Source organism: Thermoanaerobaculum aquaticum (genome assembly GCF_000687145.1).
GTDB classification, from domain to species: Bacteria; Acidobacteriota; Thermoanaerobaculia; order Thermoanaerobaculales; family Thermoanaerobaculaceae; genus Thermoanaerobaculum; species Thermoanaerobaculum aquaticum.
In genome coordinates this window covers 14,480-34,177 of record NZ_JMFG01000002.1, presented here as the reverse complement: position 1 = coordinate 34,177, position 19,698 = coordinate 14,480, and the positions used below count along the sequence as shown (strand labels likewise).

The 19,698-nt window shown below is 63.5% G+C and carries 17 protein-coding genes; 10 read left to right on the top strand and 7 right to left on the bottom strand.

Translation table 11 applies throughout. The features are described 5' to 3' along the window. The first annotated feature begins 5 nt into the window (after positions 1-5). Together EG19_RS14365 and EG19_RS00370 are read left to right on the top strand one after the other, a co-directional pair. Positions 6-602: a Cap15 family cyclic dinucleotide receptor domain-containing protein gene (locus tag EG19_RS14365; protein WP_081799786.1), complete on the top strand. Its 597-nt coding sequence runs from the start codon at positions 6-8 to the stop codon at positions 600-602. After that, complete coding sequence (locus EG19_RS00370) at positions 592-3,375, top strand: BPTD_3080 family restriction endonuclease (RefSeq protein WP_038046207.1); 2,784 nt, start codon at positions 592-594, stop codon at positions 3,373-3,375. The genes EG19_RS14365 and EG19_RS00370 overlap by 11 nt, the downstream gene beginning before the upstream one ends. Positions 3,376-3,407: 32 nt before the next feature. Here the strand turns inward: EG19_RS00370 and EG19_RS00365 are convergent, their stop codons facing one another. The 3 genes from EG19_RS00365 to EG19_RS00355 form a co-directional block, all read right to left on the bottom strand. Next, complete coding sequence (locus EG19_RS00365; protein WP_038046204.1) at positions 3,408-4,655, bottom strand: ATP-binding protein; 1,248 nt, start codon at positions 4,653-4,655, stop codon at positions 3,408-3,410. 76 nt (positions 4,656-4,731) lie between these two features. Beyond that, complete coding sequence (locus tag EG19_RS00360; RefSeq protein ID WP_038046201.1) at positions 4,732-5,958, bottom strand: aminotransferase class I/II-fold pyridoxal phosphate-dependent enzyme; 1,227 nt, start codon at positions 5,956-5,958, stop codon at positions 4,732-4,734. Positions 5,959-6,161: 203 nt separating this feature from the next. Continuing rightward, a complete protein-coding gene (locus EG19_RS00355) occupies positions 6,162-7,169 on the bottom strand; it encodes a hypothetical protein (RefSeq protein WP_038046199.1) in 1,008 nt (335 codons plus the stop codon). 84 nt (positions 7,170-7,253) lie between these two features. Here EG19_RS00355 and polA point away from each other — a divergent pair, with 84 nt between their 5' ends. Together polA and EG19_RS00345 are read left to right on the top strand one after the other, a co-directional pair. Then, on the top strand, positions 7,254-9,770 hold the full coding sequence (polA, locus tag EG19_RS00350; protein WP_038046464.1) for a DNA polymerase I: 2,517 nt from the start codon (positions 7,254-7,256) through the stop codon (positions 9,768-9,770). A 9-nt stretch (positions 9,771-9,779) separates the two neighbouring features. Beyond that, positions 9,780-10,619, top strand: coding sequence for a hypothetical protein (locus EG19_RS00345; RefSeq protein WP_038046197.1), 840 nt, complete (start codon positions 9,780-9,782; stop codon positions 10,617-10,619). Here the strand turns inward: EG19_RS00345 and EG19_RS00340 are convergent. Continuing rightward, positions 10,588-11,949 (bottom strand): alginate export family protein, encoded by a 1,362-nt coding sequence (locus tag EG19_RS00340; RefSeq protein WP_081799785.1) that lies wholly within the window; start codon positions 11,947-11,949, stop codon positions 10,588-10,590. The two genes, EG19_RS00345 and EG19_RS00340, sit on opposite strands and share 32 nt — an antisense overlap. Before the next feature lie 297 nt (positions 11,950-12,246). Next, positions 12,247-14,172 carry a selenocysteine-specific translation elongation factor gene (gene selB / locus EG19_RS00335; protein ID WP_053334692.1) on the bottom strand — a complete coding sequence of 642 codons (1,926 nt, stop codon included), beginning with the start codon at positions 14,170-14,172 and terminating at the stop codon, positions 12,247-12,249. Positions 14,173-14,274: 102 nt separating this feature from the next. On the opposite strand from selB, the gene EG19_RS00330 reads away from it, so the two are divergent. Together EG19_RS00330 and EG19_RS12115 are read left to right on the top strand one after the other, a co-directional pair. Next, complete coding sequence (locus EG19_RS00330; protein WP_161685238.1) at positions 14,275-14,823, top strand: class IV adenylate cyclase; 549 nt, start codon at positions 14,275-14,277, stop codon at positions 14,821-14,823. Then, positions 14,820-15,788, top strand: coding sequence for a sugar phosphate nucleotidyltransferase (locus EG19_RS12115; protein ID WP_053334690.1), 969 nt, complete (start codon positions 14,820-14,822; stop codon positions 15,786-15,788). Before EG19_RS00330 ends, EG19_RS12115 begins: the two co-directional genes overlap by 4 nt. On the opposite strand, the gene EG19_RS00320 is transcribed toward EG19_RS12115, so the two are convergent. Together EG19_RS00320 and EG19_RS00315 are read right to left on the bottom strand one after the other, a co-directional pair. Further along, complete coding sequence (locus EG19_RS00320; RefSeq protein WP_038046193.1) at positions 15,742-16,329, bottom strand: pilus assembly FimT family protein; 588 nt, start codon at positions 16,327-16,329, stop codon at positions 15,742-15,744. The two genes, EG19_RS12115 and EG19_RS00320, sit on opposite strands and share 47 nt — an antisense overlap. Before the next feature lie 75 nt (positions 16,330-16,404). Continuing rightward, positions 16,405-16,749 (bottom strand): ComEA family DNA-binding protein, encoded by a 345-nt coding sequence (locus EG19_RS00315; protein WP_053334689.1) that lies wholly within the window; start codon positions 16,747-16,749, stop codon positions 16,405-16,407. Positions 16,750-17,005: 256 nt separating this feature from the next. Between EG19_RS00315 and EG19_RS13530 the strand changes: the two genes are divergently transcribed. Genes EG19_RS13530 through EG19_RS00295 form a run of 4 tightly spaced genes read left to right on the top strand, consistent with a single transcriptional unit; the run spans position 17,006 to position 19,621 of the window. Next, positions 17,006-17,500 (top strand): GNAT family N-acetyltransferase, encoded by a 495-nt coding sequence (locus EG19_RS13530; protein ID WP_235208675.1) that lies wholly within the window; start codon positions 17,006-17,008, stop codon positions 17,498-17,500. After that, complete coding sequence (locus tag EG19_RS12105) at positions 17,497-18,111, top strand: UbiX family flavin prenyltransferase (RefSeq protein WP_053334687.1); 615 nt, start codon at positions 17,497-17,499, stop codon at positions 18,109-18,111. The genes EG19_RS13530 and EG19_RS12105 overlap by 4 nt, the downstream gene beginning before the upstream one ends. After that, a complete protein-coding gene (locus EG19_RS00300) occupies positions 18,108-18,971 on the top strand; it encodes a UbiA-like polyprenyltransferase (protein WP_038046190.1) in 864 nt (287 codons plus the stop codon). Before EG19_RS12105 ends, EG19_RS00300 begins: the two co-directional genes overlap by 4 nt. Then, a complete protein-coding gene (locus EG19_RS00295) occupies positions 18,968-19,621 on the top strand; it encodes a deoxynucleoside kinase (RefSeq protein WP_038046188.1) in 654 nt (217 codons plus the stop codon). The genes EG19_RS00300 and EG19_RS00295 overlap by 4 nt, the downstream gene beginning before the upstream one ends. The last annotated feature ends 77 nt before the right edge of the window (positions 19,622-19,698 follow it).

The following is a 19,698-nucleotide window of genomic DNA, read 5'->3' as shown; positions in this document are numbered from 1 at the left end:
CAGATATGCACCAATACGCCACGGACTCGCAAGAAAGGCGGAATGTGATCATGGGAATAGCTCTCCTGAGCGTGGCTTTGGCCTTTGGGTTGCATCGGTTCGCAGAAGCGGTCAGCTACGAGATTCCGTGGTGGATAGACGCACCATCTATCTGGGGTATTTCTGGAACTCTGTATGCGTTCTTTGACAAATGGTTATGGCGGCATTGTCTCCTTCGGAAGGTTGGCGTTGTCAGGGTTCCTGATCTCGGCGGTAAATGGCGGGGAAGAGGTTTTACGTCTTTTGAAGAGGGTAAGCCCTACGAAGTGGAACTGGAAATAAGACAAACCTGGACCCGTTTAAGCGTCCATCTGGAAACAGCCCAGTCGATCTCGCGAAGCCTTACCGCCTCCTTGTCTGTGAACGAACCAGAGGGACCGGTCCTGACTTACGAATATCGGAACGAGCCGAAACCTAACGCGCCGCCAAGCATGCATTCGCACAGGGGCACTGCGGTACTTAGGCTAAGAAACAATGATTGTTTGGAGGGAGAATACTATAGTGGCCGAGATCGCCAAAACTACGGTAGCCTAAGGCTGAAAAGGGTTGGGCATGTTTGTTGACAACCCCATCATCAATTCGCCCTTTGAGGAGCCCACTCGCTTTTGGGAGTACAGAGAGGGCCAGCCGGTGCTGGCGGAAGGGCGACGACCGGCTGGTTTTTATCTCAAAGCTCGTACCCGCGGGCCGCAGGTGGCACTCCTGGAAGAGGAGTTCGTTCCCCTCGAGCAAGTCAACGCTATCCGCGAGAGGGTGAGAGCTTGGCGTGCCAGGGGCTACCCAGGGGTGACGCCCATAACCCGACAGCTCCTCAACCATTGGAATGACCCCGAGCGAGAGCGCAAGCTGTTTTTCTGCCAGCGGGAGGCGGCTGAAACACTCATCTGGCTGGTGGAGGCGCCCCCTGCCGAGAGGCAGGGCATCGAAATTCCCAAAGACAACACCTTGACCCGCTACGCCTGCAAGATGGCCACAGGTTCGGGCAAGACCGTAGTGATGGGGATGGTCATCGCCTGGCAGGTGCTCAATAAGCTGGCCAACCCCCAGGATCGCCGTTTTTCCGACGCCGTGCTTTTGGTATGCCCGAACCTGACAATCCGTGAGCGCTTGCAGGTGCTTTTGCCTTGGAAGCCCAAAAACTATTACGACAAGTTTGATCTTGTTCCCCGGGGCTTCATGGAGCGTCTACAGCAGGGGAAATTTGAGATCACCAACTGGCATCTCTTTCAGCCGAAAGACGACAGCCGGTCGCGGAGTGTGGTACAGCGAGGCGTGGAAAGGGGGGCGGCTTTTTGTCGCCGGGTGCTGAAAGAATTGGGATCGAAACAAAACATCTTGGTCATCAATGACGAAGCCCATCATGCTTACCGCCCCGCTCCGCTTCCAGAGGAAATGCGAGCTGGGCTTTCGGCGGAGGAAATTGCTCAACGTGAGGAAGCAACGGTTTGGGTGAGCGGCCTCGATACAATTCACCAGGAGCGCGGCATCAACTTCTGTGCCGATTTTTCTGCCACGCCTTTTTACATCAAGGGCAGTGGTTACGACGAGGGGGCTCCTTTCCCCTGGGTGGTTTCGGATTTTGGGCTGGTGGATGCTATCGAGTCGGGAATCGTAAAGATCCCGCGGGTGCCGGTGGACGATGACAGCGGCGCTCTCATCCCTAAGTACTTCCGCCTTTGGGAGTACATCAACCAGCAGCTTCCTGCCTCCGAACGGCAAACAGCGCGCCGTCGCGCCAAACCCGAATCGGTGTTGCGGGAGGCGGAGGGAGCGTTGGCCACCCTGGCGTCCGAGTGGAAGCGGACCTTCGAGGAGTTCCAAAAGGCCAACTCGCCGGTGCCCCCGGTGCTCATCGTGGTTTGCGACAACACCGATTTGGCCAAGTTGGTTCATGAGCACATTGCTCGCGGCAATGTGCTGTCTGAGCTTGCGAACCGGAGCGGGCAGGAGGTTACTTTTCGCATTGACACTAAGCTGTTGGCAGAGGCCGAAAGCGCCCAGGAGGGTGAAACGCGACAGGAGGCAGCCGAATGGCTGCGGAGAACAGTGGATACGGTGGGCAAAACTGAGTGGGACGGCGAAGGCGACCCTCCGGGCAAGAACATCCGCTGCGTGGTCTCGGTGGGGATGTTGAGCGAAGGCTGGGATGCCCAAAACGTCACGCAAATTCTTGGCTTGCGCGCCTTCGGCTCGCAGCTCTTGTGTGAGCAGGTGGTTGGCCGAGGGCTACGGCGGATGAACTACGACGACTTTTCGGAGCCCGAATACGTGGATGTTTACGGTGTGCCTTTTGAAGTGATTCCCATTAAGAAAAAACCGATTGGGCGGTCGGGTGGCGAGAAGGTCTCCACTCTCGTGCGCGCCCTGCCCGAAAGGAAACACTTGGAAATTACCTTTCCGCGGGTTGAGGGCTACATCTTTGACGTGCGCCAGCGAATTCGGCTGAACTTGGAGAAAATGCCCTATTTGACAATTGATCCAACCCATGAGCCCACCGAGGTGGTAGCCAAGCCTGCCGTAGGGTATCGCGTAGGGAGGCCCGACCGCCTAGGGCCGGGTGCAGAAGTGCTGCACGACCGCAACCCGTTTCACCGCGAAAAGCGACTGCAAGCGGTGGTTTATGAAATTGCTGCCGAGGTGACCGGCCGGCTGAAGGACAAGCGGCAGGACTGGGTTGCTCGCCATCTTTTATTTCCACAGGTCCTGGCGATGGTTTGGGAATACCTCGAGGAAAGAGTTGTGGTGGTGGATCGGGAAACCCCTCTGGAAGAAATTGCCCTCCTGAGATACAAAGAGCGTATCATTGAGCGCTTAAGCCAAGCCATTGAACCGGATGTGGCCAGTGGTGAACAGCCAATTTTACCGGTTATCGAGCGGTTTCGACCGCTCGGCTCCACGTCCGAGGTGCTGTTTCGAACCGTGCGCCCGACAGTGGGGACCACCAAAAGCCACATTAGCCACGTGGTGCTTGATGCTCCCTCGTGGGAGCACAGCGTGGCCCATCACCTGGAGAGCGCCCCCGAAGTCGTGGCTTACGCGCGCAATGACCATTTGGACTTCACCATTCCATACGAATGGGAAGGGGTGCGGCACGAGTACCGTCCCGACTATATTGTGCGCTGGCAGGGTCCAGACAGAGCGCTTATCAACGTCATTCTTGAGGTGAAAGGGTTTGAATCCGAGCGGGACCGCCAAAAGGCTGTGGCTGCCGAGCGATGGGTTCGCGCGGTGAACTATCACGGTGAGTTTGGCCGCTGGGTCTATTGCGTGTGCCGGCACCCGCACCGCGTGCGGGAGCAAATCACAGAAGCAATCAGGGCCGCCGGGTTTCGCTGAAGCGGGGGGCTGCGCCTGACCCCTGGGCTGCCCTACGCAGCCAGCACCCGCCACCAGGGGGTGGCCAGGACGTGACGGGTAAGGGGGAACGTTTCGGAGCCGGCGTAAAGCAGCAAGCCCCGGGGTGCGTGGTCCGAATATTCCTGGCAGAAGGCCTCCAGGGCCCTGGCATTTTTGGGAATCAGTTTTTCCGAGGTTTTCACTTCAATGGGAAGAAGCTGGTGGCCGTGCTCCACTACAAAGTCCACTTCCAGTCCGTCAGCGGTGCGCCAGTAAAACAGGCCCGGGCGCTTGATCTGACAATCGCGCCAGGCCAGTAAATCCAGGAGGACGAGGTTTTCCAGGTGAACGCCGCGGGGCTCGGGCTCACCGCTCAGGTGCAGAGCCAGGCCGGTATCCCCCCAGTACAGCTTCGGCGCCTTGATCAGGCGCTTTGTACGGTTAACCGCATAGGCAGGCAGTCGAACGCAAAGGTAGCTGGCTTCCAGCACGTTGAGAAAGCGGTGGACCTGGGGCTGGGAAAGGCCGCAGTCCCGGCCCAGCTCCGTTTGGTTTAAAAGGCCCCCCAGGCGCCATGCACATGCCTGCATGAGGCGTTGAAAGTCGGCAAGATTTTCCACTGCCCGCAGGTCAGGGAGGTCCCGCTCCAGGTAGGTCTGGATGTACCCCGCAAACCAGAGTGCCTGCTGCGTCTCTTCCTGCAGGTGATACGCGGGAATTGGAAACCCTCCCAGACGAACCGCTACGCGAAAGTCTTTCCATTTGCCCGGGGATTGGGTCAAAACCTCCTCCCAGCGGTTGGGGGTTACCCTCAGGAGCTCGCTCCACAGCCCGGTGCGGCCCCGGCCTGCAAGCTCCGCCTGGGTTAAAGGCCAGAGCGTCACGTAAAAGGCCCGTCCCGCCAAAGTGTCGGCAATGCGCCGTAGCATCAGCAAATTGGCTGAGCCGGTGAGGACAAAACGCCCCTGTTGCCTGGGGCTACGGTCCACCGCCCGCTTGAGGGCCAGGAGCAGCCCGGGGGCGCGCTGCACCTCATCGAGAACCATACGGGGAGCACGCTCCACAAGGACCTCCGGGTCAGCCTGGGCCTGCAGACGCGTGCTCAGGTCGTCCAGGGTGAGGTAAGGGAGCTGAGCCAGGGTGGGATCGCTGCGGACAAGGGTGGTTTTGCCGGTTTGGCGGGCGCCGGTGATCACCACCACAGGCATGGTGGTTAGAGCCTGCTGCACCAGCGAGGCCGTAGCCCTGGGAAGCCAGGATGGGTGAACGGCGTATTCCACGAAGGTATGATTATCATACTTTCGCGGAATAGGCAAGGGCACAAACCTGGAGTTTCACAACCCCCATGGACTGTCTTCACGCCTGGAACGCCCTGAGCACCTCTAAAACGTAGTCAATATCCGCTTCGGTGTGGGCGGCGTTGATCTGGAAGCGGATGGTTTCTTCGCCGCGGGGGACCACCGGGTAGGTGAGGCCTACCACCAGCACGCCGTGCTCGAAGAAGTGCTGCACCAGGCGTTTGGCGCGCGCGGTGTCGCGCACCAAAAGCGGCACGATGGGGTGCGGTCCGGGGATCGTTTCCCAGCCCAGCTTTTCCACTCCTTCCCGGAACTGTTGGGTGCGGGCCTGCAGTGTACGTAGGCGCTCCACCCCTTCCGGGGAGTCGGCAATGTTCACCGCTTCCAGGGCGGCGGCGCAGTCGCCCACGCCTAACGGGTTGGTGTAAATGTAGGTGTCGGCCTTCTGGCGGATGGCCTCAATGACCTCCGGTGAAGACGCCACAAAGCCGCCGTTGACGCCAAAGGCCTTGCCAAAGGTACCGATGAGAATGTCGCAGCTGGCCTCAGTGTGCTCCTCGGTGCCGCGGCCGGTACGCCCGTAGGCGCCCACGCCGTGGGAGTCGTCCATCACCGTCACCAAACCCTTGGGGAAGCGCTCCCGGTAGGGCTCCAGCAGGCGGTTGACTTCAGCCAGAGGCGTAAAGTCCCCGCGCATGGAAAAGATGCCGTCAAAGATCACCACCACCCGCTCCATGCCCGGGGGCACGGCATCCAGGCACTTTTTGAGCTCCTCCAGGTTGTTGTGCTTGTAGATGGCGCGGTTTTCCCTGGGGACACCGGCAATGCGCATGGCGCGGATGATGGAGTTGTGGTTGAGCTCGTCGCCAATCCAGTAGGTTTGCGCCGATGCCAGAGCCAGCCCCTGCCCCAGGTTGGCGGTGTACGCGGAGTTGAAGATCTTGGCGGCGGGCTTGCCCACGTACTGCGCGATGCGCCGTTCCAGCTCTACGTGGTACGAAAACGTGCCGTCAATGAAGCGCACCGCCCCGGGACCGGCGCCCAGCTCCCGGGTGGCGCGGTCGGCGGCCTCCAAAAGCCGGGGATCGTGGGAAAGGGAAAGGTAGGAGTTGGAGTTCATGCGCAGGAAAAGCTTGTCCGAACCGGCCAGCCGGTAGCGCGGCCCCAGCCCGTCCCTGGGGGGCACGTAGCCCACCACCACCCGTTCCGGCGCCTTGGCCCGACCTTCCTTTTCCAAGGCTTTGACTTCTTCCATGAGCGAGGCGGAAAGACGCGCCAGTGACATGCCACCCTCCTTGCGGCGGTAGCGTAACACGACCACGGGTCCGGGAGACCGCTACCGATTGCACCTGGAGTTGCAAGAAAGTGCCACTATTTGGAAGCCTCGAGTTTTTGACGGCTCGCCAAAAGATGAAGGGGGCTTTTGGGATCGCGCGGGATTCCTAGGAGGCCGAAGAAGATTCGTCCCGCTGGCTCGGAAGATACCGCCTAGTAAACGTGGCTGACCGTGAAAGGCAAGGAAAAGCTGGTGTTCCAGCCAGGGGTACTCACGGTCACATTGAGGGTGTAGGCGCCCTGCGGGAGGGGGGTGTCACCCAGAAGCAAAGGCTGCTGGAAAGGGATGAGGCGGTAGCGGGCCCAGGCCAGGGGCGCCATGATGAGGCAGCCGGGGTCGCGGATGGCAAAGCTTTTGAGGGTCTGGCGGCTTTCGTCCTCGATTTCTCCGGTCACCTCCAGGCACAGGGGAACCCCTGCCTCGCCGTCGGGTGTGGGGTCGAAAAGCCACAGGGCCAGCGTGCCTTCCAGGGAGGGAAGCTGTTGGGGGTCCACCGGCGGCATGAGGTTTAAGACGTATTGCCTCCGGGAGAGGGCCAGGGCACCGCCGTAGCGGGGCAGCCCGTCAAGCTCGTCGCGGCGCATTTCTTTGAGCTGCCACAGAACCCTCCCCGCGAAGCTGGCCTCTTCCCTCTGCACCAGGCCCACCCCCGGGGCAAACCATTCCGCCACAATGCCCGCATCCCGACAGGGGGTCTCCCAGCGCACGAGAACCACGTTTTCAAAGCGCCCCGCAGGCACGATCACGGTTTCTTGGCGGTTTGCTAGGGTGAGGCGGGCACCATCGGTGCAGGGAAGCGGGCGTTCCTGGGGTTGGGGTGCCAGACGCAGCGTCCAGCTGGTTCCTTCAGGAGCCCCCAGCCGGTACCAGAGGAAGGCCTCGCCGGTGGGGCCGATTTCTTCCACCGTGCCGCCCGCGCTGCGCACCAGACGGGCGGGGCCTGGAAAGTAGCCGTCCAGCAGTGCTGCAGCGGCAGCCGTTGACACCGGCACCACCCCCGGCTTAGCGCTCACCACCCTTTCCCCGCCGGGAACCCCGCTCACCTGGTACACCCAGGTGGTCCCTGGCTGGAGGGGGAAGTAGCTCACCGGGCGAAGCGTCGGGCGAAGCTGGGCCTGCTGGACGGCAAAAAGCAGCGAAAGCAGCAAACCTCCAACCATGGCAGGATCTCCGCCATCAATATGGGCGTGCTTCCCGGTGCCGGCAAGCTACCTGTGGGAAAGCAGCCGTGGTATTTTGAGACCATGGCCAAGCTGCTTCTGGTGGATGGGCACTCCAACCTTTACCGGGCGTTCTTTGCCTTGAAAACCCGCCTTTCCGCCCCCGACGGCACACCCACCGGCGCGGTGTACGGCTTTTTGCGCATGTTTCACAAGATGCTGCGGGAGCTGGCCCCCACCCACGTGGCGGTGGCCTTCGACGTTTCCCGGGAAACCTTCCGCACCCGCATGTTGGAGTCCTACAAGGGCACCCGCCAACCCATGCCTGAAGACCTGCGGGTGCAGGTGCCGCTGGTGCAAAAGGCCCTGGAGCTTTTGGGGGTGACGCTGCTTTTAACCCCCGATGTGGAAGCCGACGACATGATTGCCAGCTTGGCGGAAAAGGCCGCGGCCGAGGGCTTCGAGGTGGTGATTGCCACCGTGGATAAGGACCTCATGCAGCTGGTGCGGGACCCCCACATCAAGCTGTGGCACACGCGCCTGGAAAGGCTTCTGGACGAGCAAGGCGTGGCCGAGGTTTTCGGTGTGCCGCCGGGGCAGGTGGTGGAGGTTTTAGCGCTGGAGGGGGACGCTTCGGACAACATCCCCGGCTGCCCGGGGGTGGGGGAAAAAACCGCCCGGGAGCTCATCCGCCGCTTCGGCTCGGTGGCCGCGTTGTACCAGCACCTTTCGGAAGTCACACCGCCCAAGGCGCAAAAGGCGCTGGCGGAAAACCGGGAGCTGGTGGAGCTTTCCCGCACCCTGGTGGAGCTCAAACGGGACGTGGCCTTGCCCTTTGCGCTGGAGCAGCTGGCCCGCCGCCCCCCATTGCCGGAGCTGGCCGAGTTTTACCGCTCCCTGGGGTTTGCCAGCTTGCTTTCGGAGCTGGGCCCTGCCCCTTCCCCCCCGCCCGTTTCTCCCGCGGAGCTTCCCGCTTTGCCGTGGGGGGAGCTGCTCCCGAGCCTGGAAAAAGCCGACCTTTTGGCCTGCCGCTTGGTGGACGGGCAGTTGGCCATTGCTTGCGCTCAGGGTTTTGCTTCGGCTTCTGCGGAAAAGGCCCTGGCCGCCCTGGGTCCCCGCTTTTTTGCCGCCTGGTGCTACGACGCCAAGGCGCTGCTTTCGGGCTTGCGGGACGCCGGGGTGGCCGTGGAAAGGTCCTGTCAGGACGCCATGCTGGCTGCCTACGTGCTGGCCCCCGGGGAGACGGTGGAGCTTTCGGCGCTCTGCACCCGCTACCGGGTGCCGGCCCCTCCTCTTGCCACCCCGGAGGGGGAGCTTTCGGCGCTTTTGGCTTTAGCCCCCAAGCTCCGCCAGGCGCTGGAAGCGGAGGGGGTGGTGGAGGTTTACGAGAAGCTGGAGCTGCCTCTGATACCGGTGCTGGAGGACATGGAGCGGGTGGGGGTGAAGCTGGATGTGCGCTTCCTTGCCGAACTTTCCACCAAAGTGGCGGCGCTCCTGGAAGCCCGGGAGCGGGAGATCTTCGCGGAAGCCGGCGGCAGCTTCAACATCAACTCCCCGAAGCAACTGGCGGAGGTGCTCTTTTCCTGGAAGGGGATGCCGGTGCTGCGGCGCACCAGCAAAACCCGCGCCCCCTCCACCGATGCCGACGTGCTGCAGGAGCTGGCGCTGCAGGGCTTCCGTTTGCCGGCCTTGATCCTGGAGTACCGGGAGCTTTCTAAGCTCAAGTCCACCTACCTGGACGCCCTGCCCAAGCAGCTGGGGCCCGACGGCCGCATCCACACCCGCTTCAACCAGGCGGTCACCGCCACCGGCAGGCTTTCCTCTTCCGACCCCAACTTGCAAAACATCCCCATCCGCTCGGAGCTGGGCCGGGAGGTGCGGCGGGCCTTCGTCGCGGATGCCGGCAAGCTCCTGGTGGTGGCCGATTACTCGCAAATTGAGCTGCGGGTTCTGGCCCACCTTTCCCGGGATCCGGCGCTGGTTTCCGCCTTTGAGCGGGGGGAGGACATTCACGCCGCCACCGCTGCGCTGGTCTTTGGGGTGGCTTCCGAGCTGGTAACCCCGGACATGCGGCGGGCCGCCAAGACCATCAACTTCGGCTTGATTTACGGCATGGGCGCCTACGCCTTAAGCCGCGAGCTGGGGGTCAGCCAAAGGGAAGCGCAGGCGTTTATTGACGCGTACTTTGCCCGCCTTCCTAGGGTGCGGGAGTACCTGGAGGGTGTCAAAGAGGAAGCCCGCCGCACCGGCAAGGTGCGCACGCTGTTTGGTCGGGTGCGGCACATTGCCGGGCTGGATTCGGAAAACGCCAACGTCCGGGGCAACGCCGAGCGCATGGCCATTAACGCCCCGGTGCAGGGCACCGCGGCTGACCTCATGAAGCTGGCGATGATCCGCACCTACGAAAGCCTGAAAGCCCAGGGTTTCCCCGCCCGGTTGCTGTTGCAGGTTCACGACGAGCTGGTGTTGGAAGCGCAAGCCGAAGCGGCCCAGGACGTGGCCTCGCTGGTGAAGGCCACCATGGAAGGGGTGGCGAGCCTCGCCGTACCCCTGAAGGCGGACGTGGGGGTGGGACCTTCCTGGGCAGAAGCAAAGGGGTAAGATAGCGCCATGCATACGGCGATCCTGTTGGTGCTCTTGACGGTACAGGAAGCTAACCCCAAAGCGGAAAAGCCCTGGGAGCGCAAGGTGCAACTGCCGGTGCCGGTGCCCATGGAGCTGCCGGCGGTGCCTCCCACCAACCCGTTCTTTTCGCCGGTGGACCAGCAACCCTCCCCCCGGCAAACCCCCATGCGCGAGGACTTCCCGGTGACCGTCTCCGCCAGCTTCGCGGTGTACGTGGACAAAAGTGGCACCTGCCGGCGGGCGCACCCCATCGCCAACCCCTTCCCCGGGGTTTTAGAGCCGGTGCGACAGGCGCTTTTGGAAACCGAGTTCACGCCGGCCAAGGCCTTCGGGCAACCGGCTGCTGTGTGGGTGGATGTGAGCGCGGATTTGCGGGGGGAGGTCAAGGAAGGGCGGATGGCTCAGCTGGTGGTGACGCTCCCCGATCCTGGGGAAACCCCGGAGCTGGAAGCCGTGCCTCTCCCCCCCGGCGATTCCCGGGACGCTCAGCTCCCCTCCACGGCCCTGGAGCAACTTTCGGCAATGCCCGTCCCCAAGCGCTTTTCCGCCAAGGTTCCGGGGCAGGAGTTCCGCCAGCCGGTGAAGCTCCTGGCGGAGGTGGGAACCGACGGCAAGGTCAAGCGGGTGGTGTTCCTGGCCTGCCCTGAGGGGTTGCGCTCGTGGGTTTTGGCTTCCTCCGCCAGCTGGCTTTTTACCCCAGCGCAAGCCAAGGGCGCCCCCACCAGCGCCTGGGTGGTGCTTTCGGGGGTTTTGGAGGTCAAGGCGGGAACGCTGCGGGCGGAAGGCTTGCGGGTCAGTCGGACGAGCTCCTACCCTGCCAAATGAGGCGCTGGGGGCTCACCACCAACTGCGCAAACAGGTAACGGCGCTGCGCCCGCGCCAGGTATCGGGCGAGCCGGGGGGTGGGGGAGAAGCCGTTAACTCCCACGACCAGGGACACTTCTTGAGAGACGTGCAAACTCAGGCTCAGGTCGGCCTCAAGCCCCAACGTATGGGCCCACCCTGGAGGGACGCTGTCGGCGCGGAAGAGGTGGGCGTGGGCGGTGAAGCTCAGTTGGGAGGTGGCGGTGGTAAAGCCCGCGGTCAGGACCGTAAGCCCGCTGGTTCGCACGCTTTGCCCGTCCTCTTGTTTCCAGGAGATGCCCGAAAGGTCCCCCACCAGGTTGCTATCCCCTACCAGTGGGGTATCGGTGTTGGGGTGGTGAAACTCGGTAAACGGCCCGGTTTGCGGCTGCCCGTCGCCGGAAGCCCAGGCCAGCGAGAAAAACAGCGAGCGCTCGGCGCCGCCCCCACTCCAGCTCCAGGTAACGTCGGCGTGGCCGCCGTAGGCGCGAATGGGGCGCCGGATGCCGCCGCCAACCACCTTGTGTCCAGTTTGCCAAACGGGCTCAATTTCCAGGCTGCGGCCTGGTCCCCAGGGGATTTTTGCCCACAAACCCCAGGAATCGGTTTGTTCATGGGCGCCGCCCCGGTGCCTCAGGCCCTCACCGCCGGTGTCCCGCACAAAGAAAGCCTCCACCGCCCCGCCTTCGCCCACCGGTGCTTCCCCCCATAAGCCCCACAGCGTTCCCGCCATCCCCCCCGACCACCGGCGCACGTACCTGCCTGCGAACAGGGTGAGGCCCAGGCCCTGGCTTCCCCGCAAGCTGGCCCTTACCGCGTCAAAGCTGGAGCCGTCGAAAAAGCTGTCAGCGCCGAGCAAGAACGCACTACCAAAGGCAAGCTCCTGACGGCCAACGGCCAGAGAGAACATGTGATCCGGTTGCCACTGGGCGAACATCTCGTAGAGCCCGACCCTCGGTTCTTGCACGTGATCGTGGGCCTGGTAGCCCTGGACCGTGAGGCGCACCTGCAATTCTGGTGTTAGCTCCAAGGCCACGGAGGGGCGGACCCGAAAGGTAAACCCCGGTTCCTGGGGTCCACCCTCGGCGCTCCTGTTTTCCGCTCTCACCAGCAGCTCGGTGCCTAAGGAAAAGCCCAGCGTTTGGCCTCCTTCCTCCTTGCGATCGTCATCAGCCCAAACGCAGTGGGTTGGGGCGACCAGCAGGGCGAGCAAGAGAGCAGAAACCAGGGAAAAGGGGGCGGTGGCTGGGCACCGCGAACGGCGTCCAATCCTGTGGCGGCGGCGAACTTGTCTATGTGAGTTCTTGCTCATGACGATTTAAAAAAACGAAGTTCCTTCGAGGCTGCATTTGCTGCCTTCGGTTGGTTTTTCCCTTTTGGGCGACGCTTGTGTGGGCTCGGCCAAAGCTGGCGGTGGCGCCGGGCTTTTCGTTTTTGGGAAAGCCCGCCACTGGCGCAACCCCTGGCGATCCTGCCAGCCGCCACCGTGCACATTCGCAAGCTCCCAAAGTCTCCACACCTTGAATTTAGACTGAGTTTCTACGATTGTCAAGCATACTTAACAGTCAGCTCCGGACAGCGTAGTGGCTCAGTTCCCACGGCGCGGGAGCTACCGCTCCTTGGGAGGCTGGTGGCCGGCAGTTGGGCCCCCACCCGAACCCGCAAGGCCGTCCCGGAGGATCCGCCGGGAATCCCCCTCCCGGCGGGTGACGCGCTGGGAGTCCAGCCACTCCAGGATGGGGATGGCCAGCTTGCGGGTGAGCCCAAAACGGTCCTTGAATTGCCCCACATCAAAGCGCTCCACACCCCAACTGCGAAGGGAGGCCACGATGCCGTCCAAAGCCTGCCGATGGAGGATCCATTTGCCCCCCACCCGGACCAGCCGCCCCTGGTCCACCAGCAGCTTCACCAACCCCTCCACCGCCTTGGGCGGGGCGGCAAGCTGGGCTGCCGCTTCTTTCGGCGAGGGCGCGGCAAACCCGGCCTGGCGGTAAAGCTCCTCCAGCTTCACGGCCAACGGGCTTGTGAGCGGTTGGAGCTCGGCGGCAAAAAGGCGCCCCCCCTGCTCCCGGGCGAAGCCCTGGGCTACGAGCGTTTCCAGGTAAAAGGCGCGCAGCGCCTTGCCCTCGCCCAGGCCCAGAGCCTGGAGGAGCTCGCTGGCCGGCAAACCCAGCTCCCCCTTTTGCTTGAGGATGCTTTTGGCTTCCGCCAGAACCTCCGCCACCGCCCGTATAGAGACCACCAGCACGTCCTTGCCGGGGAGGAGAACCACGTGCCCTTGGGCTTCCAGCTGGCCTAAGGGTCCCTGCATCCCCTCCGGAAAAAAGCCCATGTGGGCGGCGAGTTGCGAGAGGCTTACACCGGTTCTCCCGGCGCGCTCCACCAGCGCCAGCACCAAAGCGGCCCGCTGGGCAGGCGGAGGTAGCTCCGCCAGGATGGGGAGCCCCCGGCGGGAAAGCCGGGGAAGGGTGGTGTCCAGCACCACCCCGCCGCCCACCGTGGTGGCTGGCGTCATGCGCCGCAGGATCACCCGATCGCCCGGGAAAGCCAGGATGGGGCTAGCCAGCCGCAGGAGGGCGCGGACAGGTTTGCCGGAGCCTCCCGAGCTTAAGCGCTCCACCGTGGCCACCGTGCGGGTGGCCAGGAGGTGAAGCCAGAGCTTTTGCCCCTCGGCTAGAGCCGGCGCCTCGGGAAGCAGCGTGAGCTCCGCCGCCACGCGAGCCGTGGGTTCCCAAAGGCCTGAGCTCACCACCTGCGCCCCCCGGGGGATCTCCTCGGCCTTCACCCCGACCAAGGCCAGGGCCACCCGCTCTCCGGCGCTGGCCTTTTCCCGTTCTTGACCGTGCACCTGCAGGCTGCGCACCCGCAAGGTGCGACCGGGGGGAAACACCCAAACCTCTTCGCCCACCTTGACCTGCCCCCAGCGGGCGGTACCGGTGACCACGGTGCCTGCTCCCGGCAGGCTAAAAACCCGATCGGCGGCCAGGCGGAAAGGCCGGTGGGGTTCGGATTCCCGCTGCACGCTGCGGGCCTCCCGGAGGATGGCCTCTTTGAGCTCCTGAACGCCTTCCCCGGTGGTGCTGGAGCAAGGGACGATGGGCGCTGCGGCCAGCGGCCCGTGGCGCAGGAACGCGGCCAGTTCCGCTCTTCGTGCTTCCAGCTCCGAAGGGGTGACGAGATCGGCTTTGGTGAGGGCCACCACGCCGCCCTGGATACCCAGGAGCTGGAGGACGGCCAGGTGCTCCCGGGTTTGGGGCATGATCCCCTCGTTGGCGGCCACCACCAAAAGCGCCCGGTCCACCCCCCCTGCCCCGGCCACCATGGTGTGCACCAGCCGCTCGTGCCCCGGCACGTCCACAAAGGAAACCTCCACCTGGCCTTCGGGGTCCAAGAGAGGGGCAAACCCCAGGACCAGCGTGATGCCCCGCTCCTGCTCCTCTTTGAGGCGATCACACCACACCCCCGTGAGGGCATGGACCAGGGAGGTCTTGCCATGGTCAATGTGCCCGGCAGTGGCAAAAACCACGGCCTTCATGGGGCGCATGCTAGCGGCGGGGATGTGGGCCTGCAAGCGGCGAGTCCGCCTTCACCGGTGCCGGCAAAGGTTCTGAAATTCCAAAGCCCGTATACTGCTGCCGTGGCGGCGGAGCAGGAGTTCAAGTTTGCGGTGACGAGCCTCCCAGCGGTACGCGAAGCCCTCCGGGGCTTGGGGGCGTCGTTGAAGGTTGAGGCCACCCTTGAGCGCAACTGGGTTTTGGACGATGCCCAGGACAGCCTGCGGCTAAAGGGGTGCCTTTTGCGCGTGCGCCAGTGGGGGGAAAGCCACCTCCTCACGTACAAGGGTCCTGCTCGCTTTTCCGCGGGGCTGAAGGTTCGGGAAGAGCTGGAGGTGGGCCTTTCGGCCAGCGAGAAGGCGCTGGCCATTCTTGCCGCCCTAGGCTTTTCCCCGGTTTTTTACTACGAAAAGCAGCGGGAAACCTGGAGCCTGGGCCGGGTTGAAGTGGCTCTGGACCACACCCCCATGGGTGATTTTGTGGAGCTGGAGGGGGAGGGGCCCGAACTGCGGCAGGTGGCTGCGGCTTTGGGCTTTGCCCCAGAAGCAGCTTTGCGGGGGACGTACCTGGAGCTGTGGAGAAGCTATCGAGAGCATCACCCGGAAGCCCCCGAACACATGGTGTTCTCATGATCGGCATGCTGCTGGCGGCAGGGCTCGGGGAGCGCATGGAGCCCCTGTCCTCGCTGATCCCCAAGCCGGCCCTGCCGGTGTTGGGCGAACCGCTTTTGGCCACAAGCTTGCGAACCTTGCATGCCGCGGGCTGCAGGCGGGTGGTGGTGAACCTCCACCGCCACCCGGAGCAGGTGGTGGTGGCGGTGCAGCAGGTAGCCTGCGGGCTTTCCGTGGTCTTTTCTTTGGAACCGGAGCTTTTGGGGCCGGCGGGTGGGCTTTCGGCAGCCCGACCGGCCTTTGGGGAAGGGCCGGTGCTGGTGGCCAACGCCGACTGCTGGAGCCGCCTGGACCTGCAACCTCTTTTGGCCTCTGGCCAACCGGACCGTGCGGTCCTGGCGCTGCTGCCCCACCCCAATCGGGAGCAGTGGGGAGCGGTGCATCTGGACGCCGAAGGGCGCGTGGTGGCTTTTTCCCGGGCGGGGGAAAACCTCCAAGAGCCCGGCTACCTTTATACCGGTTTTCAGCTTTTGGGCCGGGAAACCCTGCGCTTCTTGCCTCCGCCCCCGGCCCAAATGTCCGCCTTTTGGCAGCCGCTGATGGCCGGAGGCCGGCTCTTTGGGGTGGTGGTGGCCGGGGAGTTCCGGGAAGCTGGGGACCCGGCCGCTTACTGGCAGTTGGTGATGGAGGCTTTAGCGGGGACCAGCTTCGTGCACGCTTTGGCTTCGGTTTCGCCTTCAGCTCACGTGGAGCCCACGATGGTGGCGGCGGGGGCAAGGGTTTGCGACCACGCCCGGCTCTCCCGCTGCGTGTTGCTTCCGGGAGCGGACGTGGGTTCCGGGGCTGATCTTTCCCACAGTGTGGTGGCGGGCCCGGTGCCGGCCGGTGCTTTTCTGGAACGGGCCTTGGTCATCCCTGAGGCGGTTTATCCGCTGCAGGCTAAAAGCGCACCGGCTCCCAAAGCCCACGCTGGGCGTTCCAGGTAAAAAGCCGGGTCGTGCCCAGAGGGGTGACCCGCAAAGCCAGCACCTCGCTACCGGAGGACAAAAACACCGAGCCGGCGGTAGCCCCTGCGGTGGGGCTAAAGCTCAGGATGCCAGCACGCCCCACCTGCAAGCCGTCCTCCGCGACCGACCCTCGTCCCCCTGGCTGCGGGACCCGCCACCCGGAGGGCAAGCCCAACCGCACCTGGGAACCAAACTCCCGGAAGTACACGGGGTTTCCCACCACCCGGTCGCGGCCGGTGAGGTAGTCCTTGCGGGAAACGCCGTTGCCGTTGCGGTCCACCACCAGCACGTAAAAGCTCCCCCGGGGATCCACGTCGAACACCAGCCCCACCTTGGCCAGGTGTTGGACCGCAAGGGTCTGGCATCGCTGGGCATCGGTGAGCAAGCGAAACCCCGCGTGCCTCAGCGCCCCCCGGCGGTACATTCGGGAAAGGTCAGTGGAAGCCACCCCCAAAACCAGCGCCATGATCCCCAAAACCACCAGCAGCTCCACCAGCGAAAAACCGCTCTTTTTGTTCATGGTTCCTCCCGGGAAAGAGTGGGGGCGGTCAAACCGCCCCCGTCCCGTCCACGCCACGTCTTTTTTGGTTTTTTGTTAGTTTCCTCCAGTGGCCTTTTGACCCTGGGCGCGCTTGCGCGCCGAGGCCACCTTTTGCTTCAACGTTGTAGGTCCACTGGTTGTCACGTAGGGTTTCATGAGGTCAAAGGTCTTTTCCCCGATGCCCTTAACCCGCATGAGCTCCTCGGGGCTCTTGAACGGCCCGTTTTTCTCCCGGAACTCCAGGATGCGCTGGGCGAGCGCCGGACCCACCCGCGGCAGGAGCTTGAGTTCCTGAACGGAGGCGGTGTTGATGTTAACCACCCCGCCCTTTTCGCTATCGGCCAGCACCGGAGCTGCCAGGCCGGCCAGCAATGCCAACGTCACCAACGTTCTCCTCATGGTTTTCCTCCTTTCTCTTACTTGTGCCCTTTCCTCTCATTTGTGCCCTTTTTGTTTGCTTGCCCTTGGTTTGTGGTTTTGCTTTTTTCGTCAAGGTCCTCGGCTCTTCATCGCTCACCTCCCGCGCAAACCCAATGAAAGGACCGTGCCAACCCGCGGCGTTTTTGCTAACTTCTGGCCCTCAAACGAGTTGGCAAAAAGCGCTTGGTTTGGTGTAACGGCTTTGGTGTTAAGCTTTTTTGCGGGAGGAGGGGAAGTGGCCCGGGCGGTGCAGGCCAAAGGGTGTCAAGGTTTTTTAACAGGTGCAAGGGAAAATTACACCATGGCTTTGGCCAACGTGCTGGACGTCCCTGCCCTTTACGCTCTGGACCGCCTTTGCTTTGCCCAGCGGGCCTGGAGCTGGGAAGCATGGTTTGAAGTGGCCTGTTGGCCGGAGTGGACGTGCTTGGTGCAGCGGCAGGGGAAAAGGATCATCGGGGCCATGGTGCTTTTGCTTTGGCCGCCGGTGGCGCAGATTTCCTCCATTGCCGTGCACCCCGCCCACCGGGGGCGGGGCCTGGGGAGCCGCATGCTGGCGGAGGCCATTGGTCGCGCCCGGCGGGCGAGGTGTCGCTGGGTGGCTCTGGAGGTGGACCGCGAAAGCCCCGCCGTGCGTCTCTATCGGCGCTTTGGCTTTGGGGTGGTGCGCCGGTTTACCGAGGACGGGATCCCGCGCCTGGAGATGGTGCGGCGCCTGGGGGGCAGGCGGTGAGGACCGAGCTGGCTTTGGTGATTACCGGGGCTTGCGGCATGCGGCTTCCGGTGCGGTTTTCTGAACTCGCCTTGCAGCACCCCCAGGTGGATCACCTGCACATCGTGTTTTCCGACGGGTCGCGGATGGTTTTGGCCCAGGAGCTGGGTAAGGAGTGCGCCGAACCCCACGGGTTCGTGCGCCGGCTTTCGGTGGCGGAGGAGGCCAAAGCCAAGGCCTCGGTGTGGCGGGAGGCGGAAATAGCGGCCCCCATTGCTTCCGGCTCGTACCTCCTGCGGGGGGTGGTGATCCTCCCCTGTTCCGCAGCCACCGCGTGCTCCCTGGCTTCCGGGGTTTCCCGGGGGTTGGGTCAGCGGGTGGGGGATGTGGCTTTAAAGCAGCGCTGGCCGTTGATCCTGGGTTTCCGGGAAACACCGCTTTCCCGCATTCACCTGCAAGCCCTTTTGACCCTGACCGAGGCGGGAGCGGTGGTGATGCCCCCCATCCCCGCCTTTTACGTAACCGGTGAAAGCCTGGAGAACTTCGTGGAGCACTACTGCATGCGGGTTTTTGACCTTCTGGGGCTTCCTCTGGAGGCTCCGCACCTCCGCTGGCAGGGGTTTCCGCGGTGAGCTTCCGCACTTTTGTGGCCAACCTTTCCGAGCTGGTGGTGTTCCCCCATACGGTTTTTGCCTTGCCCTTTGCTTTTATTGGTGTCCTGGAGGCGGCTTCCGGTTGGCCCTCCGGGCGGGTGGTTTTCTGGGTGCTGGTGGCCATGGTGGGGGCCCGCACCGCCGCCATGGCCTTTAACCGCCTGGCCGACCTTCCCTTCGACGCCGCCAACCCCCGCACTGCTGGACGGCCGCTGCCTTCGGGGCGTTTGCGACCGGTGCACGCCTGGGCTCTGGTGTTGGCCGGCGCCGGGGCGCTGGTGGCAGCTGCCTGGCAGCTCAACCCCTTGTGCTTGGCGCTTTCCCCTTTGGCCCTGGCCTGGGTGCTGGGCTACTCCTACACCAAGCGCTTTACCGCCCTTTCCCACCTGTGGCTGGGGTTGGGCCTGGCCATGGCGCCGGTGGGTGGGTGGCTGGCGGTGTCCGGGACATTTGCCCTGCCACCTGTGGTTTTGGCGGCGGCGGTGGCGTTTTGGGTGGCGGGGTTCGATGTGCTTTACAGCCTTCAGGACGTGGAGTTCGACCGGCGCGTGGGGCTTTACTCCCTCCCTGCCCGCTGGGGGGTGGCCAAGGCGCTTTGGGCTTCGCGGGTTTTCCACGGCCTCGCAGCGGTGGGTTTTGCAGCTTTTGCCGTGCTGGTGCACGCCCGCCTTTGGGGAAGCCTGGCGGTGGCGTTGGCGTGGAGCTTGCTTTTGGTGCAGCACCTGTTGGTGGGCAACGGGCGCCTGGAGAGAATCAACGCTGCCTTTTTTACCGCTAACGGCATACTTTCCCTTTCCATGCTGGCGCTGTTTTCCCTTGATATCATCAGCGGGAAATGAGCGAGACCCCGTTCCCCTTTCGCCATGTTGCCGTGGAAGGCCCCATTGGTGTAGGTAAAACCTCGTTGGTGGAGCGCCTGGCCGCCCGTTTTTCCGGTGTGAAGGTGCTGGAGGACGTGACCAACCCGTTTTTGGAGCCCTTTTACCGCGGGGTGCCGGGGGCAGCGTTTCAAGCCCAGGTGTTTTTCTTGCTTTCCCGCTATCAGCAGCAGGTGGAGCTGCAGCAACCGGAGCTGTTCACGCAGCTGGTGGTGGCCGACTACACCATGGCCAAGGACCGCATCTTTGCCCGCCTCAACCTCTCGGATGCCGAGTTTGCCCTTTACGACCGGCTCTACAGCCTTTTGGTTCCGGGTTTGCCTAAGCCCGATCTGGTGGTTTACCTGGAAGCCTCGGTGGAGGTTTGCCTGGAGCGCATCCGCAAGCGGGGAAGGCCGTTTGAGCGTACAATAGATGCGGCGTACTTGCGGCGCCTCAAAGAAGCGTACGCCGAGTTCTTCTTCCACTACAACGAGACGCCGCTTTTGGTGGTGAACACCGATGATTTGGACTTTGTGCACCGGGAGCAGGACTTTGACGCCCTGGTGGCAAAGATGGTGCGTGTCCGGCGGGGCACGCATGTTTTCATACCGCTCGGATCCGGGACATGACCGAGACGGGGAGCAACCGCTGCCTTTGACTTTTCGGGCGGCGTGGATCCGGCAACGGACCGCGACCTGCCTCACCG

What these genes read in the sequence shown, in the direction of transcription:
- EG19_RS00320 (WP_038046193.1), bottom strand. Translation starts at nt 16,329, where the DNA reads ATGAACAAAAAGAGCGGTTTTTCGCTGGTGGAGCTGCTGGTGGTTTTG.
- EG19_RS00345 (WP_038046197.1), top strand. Translation starts at nt 9,780, where the DNA reads ATGCATACGGCGATCCTGTTGGTGCTCTTGACGGTACAGGAAGCTAAC.
- EG19_RS00355 (WP_038046199.1), bottom strand. Translation starts at nt 7,169, where the DNA reads ATGGTTGGAGGTTTGCTGCTTTCGCTGCTTTTTGCCGTCCAGCAGGCC.
- EG19_RS00315 (WP_053334689.1), bottom strand. Translation starts at nt 16,749, where the DNA reads ATGAGGAGAACGTTGGTGACGTTGGCATTGCTGGCCGGCCTGGCAGCT.
- selB (WP_053334692.1), bottom strand. Translation starts at nt 14,172, where the DNA reads ATGAAGGCCGTGGTTTTTGCCACTGCCGGGCACATTGACCATGGCAAG.
- polA (WP_038046464.1), top strand. Translation starts at nt 7,254, where the DNA reads ATGGCCAAGCTGCTTCTGGTGGATGGGCACTCCAACCTTTACCGGGCG.
- EG19_RS12115 (WP_053334690.1), top strand. Translation starts at nt 14,820, where the DNA reads ATGATCGGCATGCTGCTGGCGGCAGGGCTCGGGGAGCGCATGGAGCCC.
- EG19_RS14365 (WP_081799786.1), top strand. Translation starts at nt 6, where the DNA reads ATGCACCAATACGCCACGGACTCGCAAGAAAGGCGGAATGTGATCATG.
- EG19_RS00340 (WP_081799785.1), bottom strand. Translation starts at nt 11,949, where the DNA reads ATGAGCAAGAACTCACATAGACAAGTTCGCCGCCGCCACAGGATTGGA.
- EG19_RS00360 (WP_038046201.1), bottom strand. Translation starts at nt 5,958, where the DNA reads ATGTCACTGGCGCGTCTTTCCGCCTCGCTCATGGAAGAAGTCAAAGCC.
- EG19_RS00370 (WP_038046207.1), top strand. Translation starts at nt 592, where the DNA reads ATGTTTGTTGACAACCCCATCATCAATTCGCCCTTTGAGGAGCCCACT.
- EG19_RS00295 (WP_038046188.1), top strand. Translation starts at nt 18,968, where the DNA reads ATGAGCGAGACCCCGTTCCCCTTTCGCCATGTTGCCGTGGAAGGCCCC.